We start from the raw sequence: 16,782 nt of genomic DNA, 5'->3' as shown, positions 1-16,782 counted from the left end.
CCGCGTCAGTCGGCGTACGGGTAGACCACCACCCGGTTGCGGCCCTGTTCCTTGGCCATGTACAGGGCCTTGTCGGCCAGCCGCAGCGCCTGTTCTGCGTCGACATGGAAGCTGGGGAAGTGGGCCACGCCCAGCGATACGGTGATGGTGCCGACCGGTTCGAACGGATGGTCGGCGATGTGCTGGCGCAGGCGTTCACCGGCCTGGCGGGCCGATTCAGTACTGATGCCCGGCAGCAGCAGCAGGAACTCCTCGCCGCCGGCGCGGCAGAGGATGTCGCTGTCGCGCGAGTAGCGGCGCATCTGGTCGGCGATGTGGACGATGGCGTTGTCGCCGACGTCATGCCCGTAACTGTCGTTGATCGACTTGAAGCGATCGATGTCCAGCGCCAGGATCGCGAACGGAATGCCCTGCACCTGCAGCGCATCCAGCGCCTGCTGCAGCCCGCGGCGGTTGAGCAGGCCGGTCAGCGGGTCGGTGCGGCTGGCACGGTTGAGCGTGCCGATACGATCCTGCAGCGCATTGAAGCTGTGCAGCACCGCCTGTTTGAGCTGGGCGACCTCGAAGTACCAGGCGCGGATGCCGCTGACGTGGTTGATCGCGTTGCCGGTGTCCTCGCCGCCCTGCACATTGCGCGCCAGTTGCCACAGCGGCATCGAAATGCGGCGCGCGAACCACCAGGTGACCAGCAGCGACAGCAGGCCGAGTGGAATCGCATTCCAGATCACTGCGGTCATCAACCGCGACAGCGGCTGCAGGGTGGCCTCGGTCGGGCGCTGCGCGATGATGCCCCAGCCGGTGGCCGCCACCGGTGCATAGCCGGCCAGCATCGACACGCCGCGGTTGTTGCGTACCTGCTGTGCGCCCCGTTCTCCGCGCACCACGGCCTTCACCGCCGGGTTGCCGACCACGTAGTCACCCACCCGCTTGCCATCGGCGTGGTACAGCAGGCGGCCATTGCGGTCCACCACGTACAGGTAGGAACCGTCGCGGTAGTAGTGCTTGCCCAGCAGCGTGTGCAGTGCACTGCGCTGGCGCAGGTACAGGGTGCCGCTGACATAGCCGCGATAGCGGCCCTGGCGGTCGAAGATCGGGTGCGACAGCGACACCAGCAGCTTGCCGGTGGCCGATTGGTAGGGATCGCTGATCATCGGCTGGCGCGCCGCCAGTGCCGCGTTGTTGCCGACACTGTGCAGCACCTCACCCTGCAGCTGCAGGGTCTGCGGCGAGGTGGCGATCACCAGGCCGTCGGCGTCCACCACCAGTGAGGAGTTGAAGCTGCTGGACTGCAGCTGCAGGCGGCTGGCTTCATCCTGGGCCTGCTTCGGATCAAGGTCGTCCTCGCCCAGGCGGGTCGCGGCATAGGCCAGCTGCTGCTGCGCGGCCAGCAGGAAGTTCTGGGTGGTCTCGGCCAGCTTGGTGGCGTAGACGCGGTTGGCTTCCAGGGTATTGCCGACCAGCTGGTCGCGCTGCACCCGGTAGCTGGCCAGCAGGGTGTTGGCCAGCGCGATGATGGCGCTGAGCAGGGCCAGGGCGAGGATCAGCTTGCCCAGGTTGAGGCGGGGAGACAGCGTTCGCATGCGTCGACGGATCCGGCAGAAGGCTGGACCCGACCGGTTCTCCGGAAGGGGCGACAGCGGGAATCGGTGGCAGGGCCCACGGGGGCCGGGCAGGGTATCGCGCGGATTATCGCCAAAAGCGGGCGCCAGCGAAGTGAAGTGCGTCGCCCTGCAGGCAAAAAAAAACCTGCCGCAGCGAGCGGCAGGTTTCTTCTGATGCAGCGCCAGGGATCAGCGCTTCATCGAACCGAAGAACTCGTCGTTGGACTTGGTGTTCTTCATCTTGTCCAGCAGGAACTCCATCGCGGCCATTTCATCCATCGGATGCAGCAGCTTGCGCAGGATCCAGATCTTCTGCAGCAGCTCCGGTTCGATCAGCAGGTCTTCGCGGCGGGTGCCGGAACGGTTGATGTCGATGGCCGGGAACACGCGCTTTTCAGCGATACGGCGGCTCAGGTGCACTTCGCTGTTGCCGGTGCCCTTGAACTCTTCGTAGATCACCTCGTCCATCTTCGAGCCGGTGTCGACCAGCGCGGTGGCGATGATGGTCAGGCTGCCGCCTTCTTCCACGTTGCGCGCGGCACCGAAGAAGCGCTTCGGGCGGTGCAGGGCGTTGGCGTCCACACCACCGGTCAGCACCTTGCCCGAGCTCGGCACCACGTTGTTGTAGGCGCGGGCCAGGCGGGTGATCGAGTCGAGCAGGATCACCACGTCCTTCTTGTGCTCGACCAGGCGCTTGGCGCGCTCGATGACCATTTCGGCCACCTGCACGTGGCGCGCGGCCGGCTCGTCGAAGGTCGAGCTGATGACCTCGCCGCGCACGGTGCGCTGCATCTCGGTCACTTCTTCCGGGCGCTCGTCGATCAGCAGCACGATCAGGTGCACGTCCGGATGGTTGGTGGTGATGGCGGTGGCGACCTGCTGCATCATCATGGTCTTGCCGGCCTTCGGCTGCGACACGATGAGCGAGCGCTGGCCCTTGCCCTGCGGGGCCATCAGGTCGAGGATGCGGCCGGTGATGTCTTCCGACGAACCGTTGCCGCGCTCCAGGGTGAAGCGGCGGCGCGGGAACAGTGCGGTCAGGTTCTCGAACAGCACCTTGTTCTTCGACGCTTCGATCGGCTCGCCGTTGATGGTGTCGACGATGTTCAGCGCGAAGTAGCGCTCGCCGTCCTTCGGGAAGCGGATGCGGCCGGAGATGTGGTCGCCGGTGCGCAGGTTGAAGCGGCGGATCTGGCTGGGCGAGATGTAGGTGTCGTCTGGGCCGGCCAGGTAGCTGGCTTCAGCCGCGCGCAGGAAGCCGAAGCCGTCCGGCAGGATTTCCAGCACGCCATCGGCGGCAACGCCGTCACCGTGGCGGGTCAGCACCTTCAGCAGGGCGAAGATCACGTCCTGCTTGCGGGCACGGGCCACGCCTTCGGAGATCTGCAGCTGCTCGGCGATTTCCAGCAGCTTCTGTGCCGGCATGCGCTTGAGGTCGCTCAGCGAGTAGACCGGGAAGCCCTCGGGCACGTTGGCGTGCGGGCGCGGCACGAACGGCTGCTGCTCGCCGCCGTCGTTGGGCAGGCCATCGTCGCGGAAGCGGTTGTTGCGGTCACGGTCGCGGCGGTTGCGGAAGCGGTCACGGCGGTTGCCCTGACCTTGTCCCTGGCCCTGCTGGCCGTTCTGGTTGTACGGGTTCTGGCCCTGGTTCTGGCCGCCCCCCTGGTGGTTCTGCTGGCGCGGCTGGCCGGATTCGCGACCCTCACCGCCTTCGCCACCGCCACTGCTGGCAGGGGCCTCGGCGGCGGGCGCGCTCGGTGCAGGGGCAGCAGCCGGTGCCTCGGGCGCGGCGGCCAGCGGCAGGGTCGGCTGCGCCGGCGCGGCGCTGGTTTCGGCGGCTGCCGGAGCGGCGGCCTTGCTCACGCGGGGCTTGCGCACGCGCTTTTCGGCGGGCGCATCGGCGCTGCCGGTTTCGGAAGTGTTATCGGACAAGAGCGTTATTCCTCGCTTGAAGGTGCGAGCGCCCGGCTGGGGCGGCGAACGTTGGGAATGGGTCTGGAAGAAACTGCGTCCAGAGGGTGCGGCACGCGAACGCGGCCGGATATGCCGACACTATCATCGGCCTGCGGCGCCACGCAAGGGTCGCCGGGAACAGCATTCATCATGGGCGCGGGGCGCCCGCCGGCAGCCGCGGTCGGCGGCTGCCGGAGAACAGCAGGATCAGGCCAGGGCCTTGTCCAGCAGGCCAGCCAGCTGGGCCTTGCCCACCGCACCGATCTGCTCGCCGACCTTCTCGCCGTCCTTGAACACGACCAGGTACGGAATCGAACGCACGTGGTACTTGGCGGCCAGCGCACGGTTGTGGTCGACGTTGACCTTGGCGATCTTGGCGCGGCCCTGGTAGGCATCGGCCAGTTCGTCCAGCGCCGGGGCGATCATCTTGCACGGGCCACACCACTCGGCCCAGAAATCGACCAGCACCGGTTCCTTGGAATTCAGCACTGCGCTATCAAAGTCGGCGTCGCCGACATGTACAACCTTGTCGCTCATCTTGGTTTCTCGTCTTGGATTGCACCCGGCCATGCCGGAGGTGGGTGAACTGGGCCATGCCCGGTGGCGCGACCCTCGTCGTTGCCTCGCGGCGCACTGCCGCGGTGCGTTCGGCGGGATGCCTGGACGCTCACGGCCGGCAGTGTACCCCTATCGCAGGGCGGGGACAGGCGCCGGCTGGAACCCAGCGTATCGTGATCGCTTCGATGCCTGGTATGTGTCGGATTTCACTGTCTTCCTGTACATGGGGCTGGCAGCGGGCGACACCAGCGGCCCTGGCAGGGCCGTTCAAGTCCGGTGTGGCTGGGTGAAGGGTGCCGTCTCTTGACTTTATGAGACAGCTCATTCCGGTTTGCCGGCCCGAGTGCGTTAAACTGGGGCATTGTGCGGCGCGCGGACCGGGTGGTCCCAGCCTGCCAACCCGCCGCAGGGGCCGCAGTTTGCGACGGTGCCCCTAGACGATGAAGTGCCAGCCGCCCCACGGGCCGGCGGCCATACCAAGACGGACTCATGAGCGACAAACCGCTGACCGATTTGACCTTCTCCTCCTTCGAGCTGCATCCGGCCCTGCAGGCCGGCCTTGAAGGAGCCGGATTCACCCGCTGCACCCCGATCCAGGCGCTGACCCTGCCGGTCGCGCTGCCCGGTGGTGATGTTGCCGGCCAGGCCCAGACCGGCACCGGCAAGACCCTGGCCTTCCTGGTCGCTGTCGTGAACCGCCTGCTGACGCGTCCGGCCCTGGCCGACCGCAAGCCGGAGGATCCGCGCGCGCTGATCCTCGCCCCGACCCGCGAACTGGCCATCCAGATCCACAAGGATGCAGTGAAGTTCGGTTCCGACCTGGGCCTGCGTTTCGCCCTGGTCTACGGCGGCGTGGATTACGACAAGCAGCGCGAACTGCTGCAGCAGGGCGTGGACGTGATCATCGCCACCCCGGGCCGCCTGATCGACTACGTGAAGCAGCACAAGGTGGTCTCGCTGCACGCCTGCGAGATCTGCGTGCTGGACGAAGCCGACCGCATGTTCGACCTGGGCTTCATCAAGGACATCCGCTTCCTGCTGCGCCGCATGCCCGAGCGCACCACCCGCCAGACCCTGCTGTTCAGTGCCACCCTCAGCCACCGCGTGCTTGAGCTGGCCTACGAGCACATGAACGAACCGCAGAAGCTGGTGGTTGAAGCCGAGACCATCACCGCCGCGCGCGTGCGCCAGCGCATCTACTTCCCGGCCGACGACGAGAAGATCCCGCTGCTGCTGGGTCTGCTGTCGCGCAGCGAGGGCGCGCGCACCATGGTCTTCGTCAACACCAAGGTGTTCGTCGAACGCGTCGCCCGTTCGCTGGAAAAGGCCGGCTACCGCGTCGGCGTGCTGTCCGGCGACGTGCCGCAGAAGAAGCGTGAGAGCCTGCTCAACCGCTTCCAGAAGGGCCAGCTGGAAATCCTGGTGGCCACCGACGTGGCCGCGCGTGGCCTGCACATCGATGGCATCAAGTACGTCTACAACTACGACCTGCCGTTCGACGCCGAAGACTACGTGCACCGCATCGGCCGTACCGCGCGCCTGGGCGAAGAGGGCGATGCGATCAGCTTCGCCTGCGAACGCTATGCGATGGGCCTGCCGGACATCGAGGCCTACATCGAGCAGAAGATTCCGTCCGAGCCGGTCACCAAGGAACTGCTGACCCCGCTGCCGCGCCCGGAACGCCCGGCCCCGGCTGCGGGCGAGGAAGGCGAGGACAACGAAAGCGTCGGCCAGATCTTCCGCGAAGCGCGCGAAGCCCGCGCTGCCGAGGAAGAGCGCCGTGGCGGTGGCCGCAGTGGCGGCCGTTCCGGCAGTGGTGGTGGCCGCGGTGGCCGCGACGGTGAGTGCAGCGGCGAGCGCCGTTCGCGTGGCCCGCGCAAGCCGCGCGTGGAAGGCGAGCAGGGCGCTGCCGCCCCGGCCGCCGGTGCCGAAGGCGCTGCCGCGCAGGCCCCGCGTCCGCCGCGCCCGCCGCGTGCTGAAGGCGCACCGGAAGGTGCGGTGGACGGTGAGCACAAGCCGCGCAAGCGCCGTCGTCGTCGCCACGGCCGTCCGGTCGAAGGTGCCGAGGGTGTGCAGAACGCCGCCGGCAATGGCGCCAGCCCGGTCACCCCGGTGCAGGTGGTGGCCAAGCCGGTGCGCACGGCTGCTGATACCGGCGATTCGTTCCTGACCCGCATCGGCCGCAAGATCCGCCGGATGCTGTCGGGTAGCTGATCGGCGCTGCCGATCAGCGGGTAGCACCCGACCGTTGGTCGGGTGACCTTGGTGTGCCGACCAACGGTCGGCACCCACCCTGGCCGGCAACCCACACCGCCGCCGGCCAGCGGCCGGCACTACCGATGGCGCGACCGTCTCCACGACGTCGCGCCGGTCCTGCATAATCGGGGCATGAGTGTCCTGCGCTTCGACAATGTCAGCAAACAGTACGCCGGTGGCCACGAGGCGCTGACCGATGTCAGCTTCGAGGTCGCGCCGGGCGAGATGCTGTTCGTCACCGGCCATTCCGGTGCGGGCAAGAGCACCCTGCTCAAGTTGATCCACCTGGACGAGCGGCCCAGCCGCGGCGCGGTGGTGTTCGACGAGCGCAACCTGCTGAAGGTGCGCGGTGGCGACGTGCCCCGCCATCGACGCGCGGTCGGCGCGGTCTACCAGGACCACCGCCTGCTGATGGACCGCTCTATTGCCGAGAACGTGGCGCTGCCGCTGATCCTGCGCGGCACCCGCCGTAGCGACATCAACAAGCGCGTGCGCTCGGTGCTCGAGCGGATGGGCCTGGGCCATCGCGAGAAGGCGCTGCCCTCGCAGCTGTCGGCCGGTGAGCAGCAGCGCGTCGGCATCGCCCGCGCCATTGTCGGTGAGCCCAAGCTGCTGGTGGCCGATGAGCCGACCGGCAACCTCGACCCGACCCTGGCGGCGGAGATCATGGCCCTGTTCGCCGAGCTGCCCGCGCGCGGCACCAGCGTGCTGGTGGTCAGTCACGACCTGCCGCTGTTGCGCCGCATGCGCAAGCGCGTGCTGATCCTTGACCACGGCCGGCTGGTGGATGACATCTCGCCGCAGGACCTGGCGGAGTAATCGATGGCGAAGAACGAAAACAGCGAAGCCGCCGCCCCGTCGCGTGTGGGCGTCTGGTTCCAGCACCACGTGCACAGCGTGGTGTTCAGCCTCGGCCGCGCCTGCCGCAAGCCGTGGGCGACCCTGCTGACGGTGATGGTCATGGCGCTGGCGCTGGCCCTGCCGCTGGGCCTGTCGATCGCGCTGGACAACCTCAAGCAGTTCGCCGGCAGCGTGCAGCAGTCGCGCGACATCAACGTGTTCCTGAAGGGCAACGTCGATGGTCCCGGCGCGCTGCGCCTGGCCGGCCAGCTGCGCGATCGCGATGACGTGGCCGAAGTGAACGTGCGCACGCCCGAGCAGGGCCTGCAGGAACTGCGCGATGCCGGCCTCGGCGAGGCGATCGATGCACTCAACGACAACCCGCTGCCCTCGCTGCTGGTGATCACTCCGGGCCAGGGCAAGGACGACGCACGCCTGGCGCGCACGCTGGAAAGCCTGCCCGAGGCCGACCTGGTGCAGCACGATGCGCTGTGGCGCCAGCGCCTGGATGCCTGGCTGGCGTTCGGTGCGCGGCTGGTGCAGGTGCTGTCGGTGCTGCTCGGCGTGGGCGCCGCGCTGGTGGTCGGCAACACCGTGCGCCTGGACATCCAGGCCCGCCGCGAAGAGATCGGCGTGCTGCAGCTGCTCGGCGCCAGTGATGGCTTCATCCGCCGCCCGTTCCTGTACCTGGGCGCGTGGTATGGCCTGGGTGCCGGCGCGGTGGCGCTGGCCCTGATTGCTGCGGCCGGCGCTGCCCTGCGCGTGCCGCTGGCCGAACTCTCGCGCAGCTACGGCAGCCCGTTCGTGCTGCACGGCCTGGACCTGCTGCATGGCAGCCTGGTCCTGCTCGGCACACTGCTGCTGGGCTGGCTGGGCGCGTGGCTGGTGACCGGCCATTTCCTTCGCCAGACCCGCCCGACCGATACCTGAGACCGGCATGCAACCGCAAGCGCTGAAGCACCTTGAAGGGCCCGCGACGCGGGTGATGGTGGTCGATGGGTCAAAGCTGGTCCGCAAGCTGATCGCCGACGTCCTGCAGCGCGACCTGCCGGGCGTGGAAGTGATCGGCTGCGACAGCATCGAGGATGCGCAGCTGGCGCTGGCGCAGGGCCCGGTGGATCTGGTGACCACCTCGCTGACCCTGCGCGATGGCGACGGCCTGGCGCTGGCGCGGATGGTGCGCGAAGCGGCCGGCCAGGCCTATGTGCCGGTGATCGTGGTCTCCGGCGATGCCCAGCAGCACCTGGAGCAGCGCCGCTTCACCGAGTACGTCACCGACTATTTCGACAAGGCGCTGGGCCACGAGGCACTGGCGACCTTCATCCGCGGCTACGTGCAGCCGCAGACCATTCCCGGCGCCACCATCCTCTATATCGAGGACAGCCGCGTGGTCGCCGAGGCTACCAAGCGCATGCTGGAACGCCAGCAGTTGAACGTGCTGCACGTGGTCAGCGCCGAAGAGGCGTTCACCCTGCTCACTGCCGAGTCGCTGGGCCGCAGTCGCCACCGCATCGACCTGGTGCTGACCGACGTCACCCTGAAGGGCGAACTGAGCGGTCGCGACGTGGTGCAGCGCGTGCGCGTGGACTTCGGCTACGGCAAGCGTCGCCTGCCGGTGCTGGTGATGACCGGCGATGGCAACCCGCACAACCAGACCGGGCTGCTGCAGTCCGGTGCCAACGACCTGGTGCTCAAGCCGATCGAAGAGCGCCTGCTGGTCACCAAGGTGCTGTTCCAGCTGCGCCTGGCCCGGTTGAACGATGGACCCCTGATTCGATGAAGTGGCGTGATGATTGATGAAGTAGCCGGCACCCCGACGATCCAGCTCGAGCCGAGCTGGAAGCAGCATGTCGGCGATTACCTGATGCAGCCGCAGATGCGCGAGCTGTCCAGCTTCCTGCGCCAGCGCAAGGCCAGCGGTGCGGCGGTGTTCCCGCCCGGCCCGCAGATCTTCGCTGCGTTCGATGCCACGCCGTTCGAGCAGGTGAAGGTGGTGATCCTCGGCCAGGACCCGTACCACGGCCGCGGTCAGGCGCATGGGCTGAGCTTCTCGGTGGCGCCCGGAGTGCCGGTGCCGCCGTCGCTGCTGAACATCTACAAGGAGATCGAGAGCGATCTCGGTATCCCGCGTCCGGACCATGGCTGCCTGATCCCGTGGGCGCAGCGCGGTGTGCTGCTGCTCAATGCCGTGCTGACGGTGGAAGAGGGCCAGGCCGGTGCCCACCAGGGGCGTGGCTGGGAAGGTTTCACCGACCACGTGGTGGATGTGCTCAACCGCGAACGCGACGGCCTGGTGTTCATGCTCTGGGGCGCGTACGCGCAGAAGAAGGGCAAGGTCATCGACACCCGCCGCCACCGTGTGCTGAAGTCGCCGCACCCGTCGCCGCTGTCGGCCCACCGCGGCTTCCTGGGCTGCCAGCATTTCTCGATGGCCAACGAGTACCTGCAGCGCCGCGGCCAGGCCCCGATCGACTGGTCGCTGCCGCCGCGTTCGGCGCTCTGACCGCCGGCGGGTGACCGGGGCTGAACGCCGGGCAACGTTTCCGGGCCTGAATGGGCTTTGCGGACGGCCCGTTCAGCTCCGCTTGACCGGAATCGGCCGGTTTCCAGCAGGTAATTGATTGAATTCCAAGGGATTGTGAATCCCGAAAAGCGTGCTCGCCACTGTCATCAAATCGCGCTACGGTAGGGCTCTGTTTGGGACCAGTGTTGCATCAATAGGATGCTGGAACTTTTTCCTCCTTTAGCAGTCCAAATGCCGGACTGCTAAGATGGGTGCCTATGAGCCAGAACACCTCTACTGCCCTTGTGGCAAACAATCTCCCGATTCCCAGTGCGCTCGGTTCGCTGGACGCCTACATCGGTGCCGTGCACCAGATTCCGGTGCTGTCGGTCGATGACGAACAGGACCTGGCCCGTCGCTTCCGCGACGGCAACGATCTGGACGCCGCCCGCGAGCTGGTGCATTCGCACCTGCGCTTCGTGGTGCACGTGGCCCGCGGCTACAACGGCTACGGCCTTGCGCTGGGCGACCTGATCCAGGAAGGCAACATCGGCCTGATGAAGGCGGTCAAGCGCTTCGACCCGGACATGGGCGTGCGCCTGGTCTCCTTTGCCGTGCACTGGATCCGTGCCGAGATGCACGAGTTCATCCTGAAGAACTGGCGCATCGTGAAGGTCGCCACCACCAAGGCGCAGCGCAAGCTGTTCTTCAACCTGCGCAAGTCGAAGACGCGCCTGGGCTGGATGAACGCGGCTGAGGTCAGCGCGGTGGCGAAGGACCTGAACGTGTCCGAGCGCGAGGTCATGGAAATGGAGTCGCGCCTGTCCGGTCGCGATATCGGTTTCGATGCGCCGGCCGACGAAGACAACGAACACGCGCCGCCGTCGCCGGCTGCGTACCTGGTTGCCAACGACGAAGACCCGTCGATGGCCTACGAACGTGCAGACAGCGAAGACAACCAGATGCAGCTGCTGCGCGAAGGCCTCGCCGAGCTGGACGCCCGCTCGCGCGACATCATCCGCCGCCGCTGGCTGGATGCCGACAGCAAGGTGACGCTGCAGGAGCTGGCCGACGAGTACGGCGTGTCGGCCGAGCGTATCCGCCAGGTTGAAGCCAATGCGCTGAAGAAGATGAAGGCGCTGTTCACCGCGTAAGGCATAGATCTTTGGTTCGGTTCCTTTTTCCGGCCCCCGTTCTGATGAAAAGCCCCGGCGTTGGTCGGGGCTTTTCGTTTGACCGGCATGGCTGTTGGTAATGCGGGCCGCTGATCGGCTGCTTCAGTAGTACCAGCCCATGGCGGGCAATCATGCGCTTCCAGTAGCCGTTCAATCCCTCGCGAGGTTTATAGCCGAGGGCCTGGTCCAATTCAGAATGGTCCCTCTGGCCTCAGTCCTGGAGTTGGACTCCGATGACTGCCTTCCTGTGCTATGAATGCCAAGCCTTGCTTCAAGGCTCTTTCATGGATTGGAATGATGCGTAGGTTCGGGGGAACTGCAGGCGGTGTGTCGACCCGCTTCGGGGGATCTGAAGATCGAACTCGCAAGCTTGGTGCCATAGGCGCCTGGCTGTGCTGCGTGCTGCTGATGGGCCTTGGCCTGTCACCATCCGCAATCGCCCAGACAACGATCACATACATTCACACTGATGCCCTCGGCTCGGTTGTGGCCGAAAGCGATGCCAACGGCAACGTCATCAAGCGATATGACTACGAGCCCTACGGGGCCGTGGTAGGCGGTCAGGTCACGGATGGACCTGGGTACGCCGGACATGTGAGCGACTCGGCCACAGGGCTGAGCTACATGCAACAGCGCTACATGGATCCACAATTGGGTGTGTTTTTGTCGGTAGACCCAGTCACCGCTCACCAAATGCCAGTTGAGCAGTTCAATCGGTATCGATACGCGAACGGGAATCCGTACAGGTTCGTCGATGCGGATGGAAGGCAGGCCGCAGAGCGATTCGTTGAGCAGCATCGGAGGGATATTGCTGCCGGAAATGGCGCCGTATACGAGCCGATGAGACCGGCCGCAATCGCTGTTACAGCGGCAATGGCTGCCCCAGTGCTGATCGAAGCTGGCATGGTTGCAATGGCCAATCCAAGTGTCGTATCGGCAGCTACCAGTATCGCTGCTGATATCGCAGGAGTTACAGGTGCCGGTGGAGCAGGTGTGGCGGCATCCAAAGCTCTGAGTGCAGAAGGTCGGGCACTTTTGAATTCCCGGCCTGTGGGAAGTGCACTCAAAGCGGACGCTGGGCACAATTCAGCGACCTTTATGCGAGAGACCGCTGCAGAAGCAGGTGTTCATACTCCATTGACAGGAGGCGACGGCGTGGTTCGCACTCTGACTCAGCTCCCCGGTGAACTCAATGGAAAGGCCGGTCGTTTTGAATACATAGTAGACAAAGCTGGCGACTTGACCCATCAAAGATTTGTAGAAGGTGGCAGCATGAACGGAATACCAAACAAGAGATGAGTGTCTATATGAGAACGTATGATTGTATTCAACCCTACGGGCCCTGGAGTCAGACCGAGGTGGCGTGGGCAATGGGGCGCCATCTGATCGACTTTGAGGTGGTGAAACAATGCGAGTCCGGGCAGAAGGAGCTGAAGGGGGAATTCAATCTGAATTCCCTGATTCAAAGACTGGAAAGCGTTTCTCCTGAGGAACGCAACAGAGTAGCTACACAGCTGACGGTACTCGATGAAAATCTAAACGAAGATGAAGTCTCCAGAAGGTGGCTTGTTGCACTCCTCGCGGATCTTTATGCCAAGCGCGATGTGGTTGCTGATCCGCTCGGAGAGGTCGAGAAGATCTACGCTGATTTTGACTATCCGGAGTCTGTGGAAAGCTTTGTAAGGTACATGCCAGCTTCTGGTGGCTATGATCCCGCAGCGCATTCACATGAGCAGAACGTGGCGCGGCTCTTTGAGAACTGGAAAGCGTTTCTTGATTCCGCGAGATAGCGGATGAATTCCAGACAATCTCCCTCGCTTGGCGTGCGCCGCCTTGTCAGCGAGAGTACCGTCCTGGCTTTCCATGCCGAGGACGGTGAAGACATCCAGAATCCCTTATCTGGTCCATCGCAAGGGTGAAGCGCTCGAATCAACGTATTGCGACAGCCCTGCGCCGATACCTTCCGCCTGAATCCATCGACGGAAGGGCTGCAGAGGCTGGACATGGCGCCTCCCTCACCCCTCGCGTGCGATCGCGCGCCAGCCGATGTCGGTGCGGTGGAATTCGTTGGCCCAGGTTACCTTGGCCACGCCGGCATAGGCCTTTGCCTGCGCATCGCGCACGCTGTCGCCCAGCGCCGCCACGCACAGCACGCGGCCGCCGGCGCTGACCACCTGGCCCTGTGCATCCAATGCCGTACCGGCGTGGAATACCTTGGAAGTGGCCGGCACGCCGTCCAGGCCGGAAATCACGTCACCGGTGATCGGCGCTTCCGGGTACGGCCTGGCCGCCAGCACCACGCCCAGCGACGGGCGCGCGTCCCAGTGTGCTTCCACCTGGTCCAGGCGGCCGTCGATGGCGGCTTCCACCAGCTCGACCAGATCCGACTGCAGGCGCAGCATCACCGGCTGGGTTTCCGGGTCGCCGAAGCGCACGTTGAATTCGATCACCTTCGGTGCGCCGTTGGCATCGATCATCAGGCCGGCGTAGAGAAAGCCAGTGAACGGGATGCCGTCGGCGATCATGCCCTGCACGGTCGGGTTCACCACCTCGCGCATCACGCGGGCATGCACCTCCGGCGTCACCACCGGGGCCGGCGAATAGGCGCCCATGCCGCCGGTGTTCGGGCCGGTATCGCCGTCGCCGACGCGCTTGTGGTCCTGCGAGGTGGCCATCGGCAGCGCATGCACGCCGTCCACCATCGAAATGAAGCTGGCTTCCTCGCCGTCGAGGAATTCCTCGATCACCACACGTGCGCCGGCATCGCCGAACGCGTTGCCGGAGAGCATGTCACGCACCGCGTCTTCGGCTTCGGCCAGGGTCATTGCGACGATCACGCCCTTGCCAGCGGCCAGGCCATCGGCCTTGACCACGATCGGTGCGCCCTTCTCGCGGATGTAGGCTAGGGCGGCGTCCACGTCGGTGTGCACGGCGTAGAACGCGGTGGGGATGTCGTGGCGGGCCAGGAAGTCCTTGGCGTAGGCCTTGCTGCCTTCCAGCTGCGCGGCAGCGGCGGTCGGCCCGAAGATACGCAGGCCAGCAGCGCGGAAGCGGTCGACCACACCGGCCACCAGCGGTACTTCCGGGCCGACCACGGTCAGCGCCACGCCTTCGGCCTGTGCCAGCGCCAGCAGGCCGTCGATATCGGTGACCTTGACCGCCACGTTGCGGCACTTGTCTTCGCTGGCAGTGCCGGCGTTGCCGGGCGCCACGATCACTTCGGTGACACGGGAGGACTGGGCCAGCTTCCATGCCAGGGCGTGTTCGCGGCCGCCAGAGCCGATGACAAGTACGTTCATCACGAGATTCCAGATTGCGTGGGAAGGGAAGATCGATATCCCCGGCGGCGCGCGTGGTTCACTCGCAGCCTTCGCGTCGCAGCGATTCGGGGAAGGAATAGGCCCAGGTCTTCGGGTCCAGGGTGAAGCGGTGTTGCTGCCGGACCTGCTTGCCACCGCAGGTGGTGCCGGTTTCGTCGATCAGCAGCGGCCAGACCCGCGCGCTGCGGTCGCTGTCGTCGAAACGCAGGGCGAAATCGATGCTGAAGCGGCGGGTGCGGCAGTCATTGGCGGTGTCCGGGTCGGTACTGGCGTCGACCGTGTCGCACTCGTACTGGGCGTCATTGTCGATATGGCTGCGCACGTTGCCACTGGCCACCAGGCCGTTCGGGCCCGGCAGGATCAGCGACTGCGAGAGCAGCGAGAAGCCCTGCCCGAACCAGCCGTCCTCGACGCGGAAACCATAGAAGTCACTGCCGGCGCGGATGATGCTGGCGGTGCCGGGCTGGCCGCCGCTACCGAAGCGCTCGCCGGTCAGTTCGCTAGTCACCTCGAAGCCATCGCCCTTGGGGCGCAGCACAAAGAACTCGATGGTTCCCGGGTCGATGTGCGCGCCATCGACCAGCGCACCGCACACGGCCAACAACTGCTGCCAGCTGTCCCCGCTCACCACCGGTTGTTCCGCGCAGACCTGCCAGTCCACCGCATGGGTATCGCCATCGTCGGTCCAGCTGCCGCGCCATTCAGCGGAGAGCGTGGCGTTGCTGCCGTAGCGCTGGACCAGGAAAGCCTGCAGTCGTGCGGTGCGGCTGACATGCTGCGCCGGTGAGGCGGGGGCCATCGCAGGCGCATCTGCCTTCGGGCTCGCGCTGGGCTCGACAGCAGGCTTGCAGCCGGCCAGCATGGCCGCGCCCGCGAGGGCGAGGGCGGCCAGCGATTTCATTGAAACTGTGGACATCCGTGTCGCTCCAGGATCAGTGGCGGAAGTGGCGCACGCCGGTGAACACCATGGCCAGGCCATGTTCGTCGGCGGCGGCGATCACTTCGGCATCGCGCATCGAACCGCCCGGCTGGATGACCGCCTTGATGCCGGCGGCGGCAGCGGCATCGATGCCGTCGCGGAACGGGAAGAACGCGTCGGAGGCCATCACCGAGCCCTCGACCACCAGGTTCGCATCGGCGGCCTTGATGCCAGCGATGCGGGCCGAGTACACGCGGCTCATCTGGCCGGCGCCGACACCGATGGTGCGGTTGTCCTTGGCATAGACGATCGCGTTGGACTTCACGAACTTGGCCACCTTCCAGGCGAACAGCAGGTCGGTGAACTGCTTGTCGGTCGGCGCCAGCTTGCTGACCACCTTCAGTTCGTCGCGGGTCATGCCGCGGTTGTCCGAGGACTGCAGCAGCAGGCCCGAGCCGACGCGCTTGCTGTCGAAGTTGTTCAGGCCATCGCCGTGCGGGATGCGCAGCACGCGCACGTTGGCCTTCTTCTGCGCGTATTCCAGCGCGGCCGGCTCGTAGTCCGGGGCGATCAGCACTTCGACGAACTGGCGGTCCAGAATCACCTTGGCGGTGGCGGCGTCCAGCGGTTTGTTGAAGGCAATGATGCCGCCGAAGGCGCTGGTCGGGTCGGTGGCGTAGGCCAGCTCGTAGGCATCGCCGTTGCCGGCACCGACGGCCACGCCGCACGGGTTGGCGTGCTTGACGATGACGCAGGCCGGCGCATCGAACTGGCGCACGCATTCCCACGCCGCGTCGGCATCGGCCAGGTTGTTGTAGCTCAGTTCCTTGCCCTGCAGCTGCTGGAAGGTGGCCAGCGTGCCCGGCACCGGATACAGGTCGCGGTAGAACGCGCCGCTCTGGTGCGGGTTCTCGCCGTAGCGCAGGTCCATCACCTTCACGAAGGTGGAGTTCATCTGTGCCGGGTACTCGGTACGCGCCGGCACCGCAGCGTCGGTGGCGGTGACCGCCGACAGGTAGTTGCTGATCGCGGCGTCGTACTGGGCGACGCGGTTGAACGCGGCCACCGAGAACGCGAAGCGGGTGGCAGCCGACAGCTGGCCGTTGTTGGCCTCCAGCGAGGCCAGCAGCTCGGCGTACTGCGACGGATCGGTGGACACCGCCACGCGGGCGAAGTTCTTGGCCGCCGAGCGCAGCATGGCCGGGCCGCCGATGTCGATGTTCTCGACCGCGTCGGCCAGGGTGCAATCGGCCTTGGCGGTGACCGACTCGAACGGGTACAGGTTCAGCACCAGCAGGTCGATGGCGCCGATGCCGTGCTCGGCCATCACCGCATCATCCAGGCCCGAACGGCCCAGCAGGCCGCCGTGCACCATCGGGTGCAGGGTCTTGACCCGGCCGTCCATCATTTCCGGGAAGCCGGTGACGTCGGCCACGTCCTTCACGGCCAGGCCGGCATCGCGGATCGCCTTGGCGGTGCCGCCGGTGGACAGCAGCTCCACGCCGCGTGCCGCCAGCGCAGTGGCCAGCTCGACCAGACCGGTCTTGTCGGAAACGGAGAGGAGGGCCCGGCGGACGGGCAACAGATCAGCAGTCATGGGACAGAATCGGCAGCGGAGCGGGGCCGATATTGTAGGCGGTGGGGGCCGGTGGCGGGC

14 protein-coding genes are annotated in these 16,782 nt (G+C 66.1%); 8 read left to right on the top strand and 6 right to left on the bottom strand.

Features of this window, described 5'->3' with window-relative positions:
• Positions 1 to 5: 5 nt before the first annotated feature.
• The 3 genes from ACZK45_RS19895 to trxA all read right to left on the bottom strand — a co-directional run bounded on the left by ACZK45_RS19895 (position 6) and on the right by trxA (position 4,091).
• Positions 6 to 1,580 carry a sensor domain-containing diguanylate cyclase gene (locus ACZK45_RS19895; protein WP_032130287.1) on the bottom strand — a complete coding sequence of 525 codons (1,575 nt, stop codon included), beginning with the start codon at positions 1,578 to 1,580 and terminating at the stop codon, positions 6 to 8.
• A gap of 210 nt (positions 1,581 to 1,790) precedes the next feature.
• Entirely contained in the window at positions 1,791 to 3,533 is a 1,743-nt protein-coding gene (gene rho, locus ACZK45_RS19890; protein WP_029379723.1) for a transcription termination factor Rho, read from the bottom strand.
• 228 nt (positions 3,534 to 3,761) lie between these two features.
• Positions 3,762 to 4,091: a thioredoxin gene (gene trxA / locus ACZK45_RS19885; RefSeq protein ID WP_005411275.1), complete on the bottom strand. Its 330-nt coding sequence runs from the start codon at positions 4,089 to 4,091 to the stop codon at positions 3,762 to 3,764.
• A gap of 510 nt (positions 4,092 to 4,601) precedes the next feature.
• On the opposite strand from trxA, the gene rhlB reads away from it, so the two are divergent.
• The 8 genes from rhlB to ACZK45_RS19845 all read left to right on the top strand — a co-directional run bounded on the left by rhlB (position 4,602) and on the right by ACZK45_RS19845 (position 12,676).
• Positions 4,602 to 6,326, top strand: coding sequence for an ATP-dependent RNA helicase RhlB (rhlB, locus tag ACZK45_RS19880; RefSeq protein WP_478445129.1), 1,725 nt, complete (start codon positions 4,602 to 4,604; stop codon positions 6,324 to 6,326).
• Positions 6,327 to 6,500: 174 nt separating this feature from the next.
• Positions 6,501 to 7,187 carry a cell division ATP-binding protein FtsE gene (gene ftsE, locus ACZK45_RS19875; RefSeq protein WP_032129538.1) on the top strand — a complete coding sequence of 229 codons (687 nt, stop codon included), beginning with the start codon at positions 6,501 to 6,503 and terminating at the stop codon, positions 7,185 to 7,187.
• Between the two features lie 3 nt (positions 7,188 to 7,190).
• Positions 7,191 to 8,138 carry a permease-like cell division protein FtsX gene (gene ftsX, locus ACZK45_RS19870; RefSeq protein ID WP_180838255.1) on the top strand — a complete coding sequence of 316 codons (948 nt, stop codon included), beginning with the start codon at positions 7,191 to 7,193 and terminating at the stop codon, positions 8,136 to 8,138.
• Positions 8,139 to 8,145: 7 nt separating this feature from the next.
• The gene (locus tag ACZK45_RS19865; RefSeq protein ID WP_032129540.1) at positions 8,146 to 8,988 is read left to right on the top strand and encodes a response regulator; all 843 of its coding nucleotides are present in this window, start codon (positions 8,146 to 8,148) and stop codon (positions 8,986 to 8,988) included.
• A gap of 9 nt (positions 8,989 to 8,997) precedes the next feature.
• Positions 8,998 to 9,711, top strand: a complete 714-nt coding sequence (ung, locus tag ACZK45_RS19860; RefSeq protein WP_049400766.1) for a uracil-DNA glycosylase — start codon at positions 8,998 to 9,000, stop codon at positions 9,709 to 9,711.
• A gap of 278 nt (positions 9,712 to 9,989) precedes the next feature.
• On the top strand, positions 9,990 to 10,865 hold the full coding sequence (gene rpoH, locus ACZK45_RS19855; protein WP_180838257.1) for an RNA polymerase sigma factor RpoH: 876 nt from the start codon (positions 9,990 to 9,992) through the stop codon (positions 10,863 to 10,865).
• A gap of 273 nt (positions 10,866 to 11,138) precedes the next feature.
• On the top strand, positions 11,139 to 12,185 hold the full coding sequence (locus ACZK45_RS19850) for an RHS repeat domain-containing protein (RefSeq protein WP_478445128.1): 1,047 nt from the start codon (positions 11,139 to 11,141) through the stop codon (positions 12,183 to 12,185).
• Positions 12,182 to 12,676 (top strand): DUF2247 family protein, encoded by a 495-nt coding sequence (locus ACZK45_RS19845; protein WP_478445127.1) that lies wholly within the window; start codon positions 12,182 to 12,184, stop codon positions 12,674 to 12,676. The genes ACZK45_RS19850 and ACZK45_RS19845 overlap by 4 nt, the downstream gene beginning before the upstream one ends.
• Before the next feature lie 225 nt (positions 12,677 to 12,901).
• Here the strand turns inward: ACZK45_RS19845 and purD are convergent, their stop codons facing one another.
• Genes purD through purH form a run of 3 tightly spaced genes read right to left on the bottom strand, consistent with a single transcriptional unit; the run spans position 12,902 to position 16,722 of the window.
• Positions 12,902 to 14,185 carry a phosphoribosylamine--glycine ligase gene (gene purD / locus ACZK45_RS19840; RefSeq protein WP_478445126.1) on the bottom strand — a complete coding sequence of 428 codons (1,284 nt, stop codon included), beginning with the start codon at positions 14,183 to 14,185 and terminating at the stop codon, positions 12,902 to 12,904.
• Between the two features lie 58 nt (positions 14,186 to 14,243).
• Positions 14,244 to 15,122: a hypothetical protein gene (locus ACZK45_RS19835; RefSeq protein ID WP_478445125.1), complete on the bottom strand. Its 879-nt coding sequence runs from the start codon at positions 15,120 to 15,122 to the stop codon at positions 14,244 to 14,246.
• Between the two features lie 16 nt (positions 15,123 to 15,138).
• The gene (gene purH / locus ACZK45_RS19830) at positions 15,139 to 16,722 is read right to left on the bottom strand and encodes a bifunctional phosphoribosylaminoimidazolecarboxamide formyltransferase/IMP cyclohydrolase (protein WP_049423484.1); all 1,584 of its coding nucleotides are present in this window, start codon (positions 16,720 to 16,722) and stop codon (positions 15,139 to 15,141) included.
• Positions 16,723 to 16,782 lie beyond the last annotated feature (60 nt).

The sequence above is a fragment of the Stenotrophomonas sp. 63632_Sma genome, assembly GCF_056482875.1.
Note: the sequence above shows the minus strand (reverse complement) of the source record. Positions and strands in the feature narration are given on the sequence as shown.

Excerpts from the sequence above, each read along its gene's own strand:
- ACZK45_RS19895 (WP_032130287.1), bottom strand. The coding sequence starts at position 1,580 with ATGCGAACGCTGTCTCCCCGCCTCAACCTGGGCAAGCTGATCCTCGCC.
- trxA (WP_005411275.1), bottom strand. The coding sequence starts at position 4,091 with ATGAGCGACAAGGTTGTACATGTCGGCGACGCCGACTTTGATAGCGCA.
- rhlB (WP_478445129.1), top strand. The coding sequence starts at position 4,602 with ATGAGCGACAAACCGCTGACCGATTTGACCTTCTCCTCCTTCGAGCTG.
- ftsE (WP_032129538.1), top strand. The coding sequence starts at position 6,501 with ATGAGTGTCCTGCGCTTCGACAATGTCAGCAAACAGTACGCCGGTGGC.
- ftsX (WP_180838255.1), top strand. The coding sequence starts at position 7,191 with ATGGCGAAGAACGAAAACAGCGAAGCCGCCGCCCCGTCGCGTGTGGGC.
- ACZK45_RS19865 (WP_032129540.1), top strand. The coding sequence starts at position 8,146 with ATGCAACCGCAAGCGCTGAAGCACCTTGAAGGGCCCGCGACGCGGGTG.
- ung (WP_049400766.1), top strand. The coding sequence starts at position 8,998 with ATGATTGATGAAGTAGCCGGCACCCCGACGATCCAGCTCGAGCCGAGC.
- rpoH (WP_180838257.1), top strand. The coding sequence starts at position 9,990 with ATGAGCCAGAACACCTCTACTGCCCTTGTGGCAAACAATCTCCCGATT.
- ACZK45_RS19850 (WP_478445128.1), top strand. The coding sequence starts at position 11,139 with ATGAATGCCAAGCCTTGCTTCAAGGCTCTTTCATGGATTGGAATGATG.
- ACZK45_RS19845 (WP_478445127.1), top strand. The coding sequence starts at position 12,182 with ATGAGTGTCTATATGAGAACGTATGATTGTATTCAACCCTACGGGCCC.
- purD (WP_478445126.1), bottom strand. The coding sequence starts at position 14,185 with ATGAACGTACTTGTCATCGGCTCTGGCGGCCGCGAACACGCCCTGGCA.
- ACZK45_RS19835 (WP_478445125.1), bottom strand. The coding sequence starts at position 15,122 with ATGTCCACAGTTTCAATGAAATCGCTGGCCGCCCTCGCCCTCGCGGGC.
- purH (WP_049423484.1), bottom strand. The coding sequence starts at position 16,722 with ATGACTGCTGATCTGTTGCCCGTCCGCCGGGCCCTCCTCTCCGTTTCC.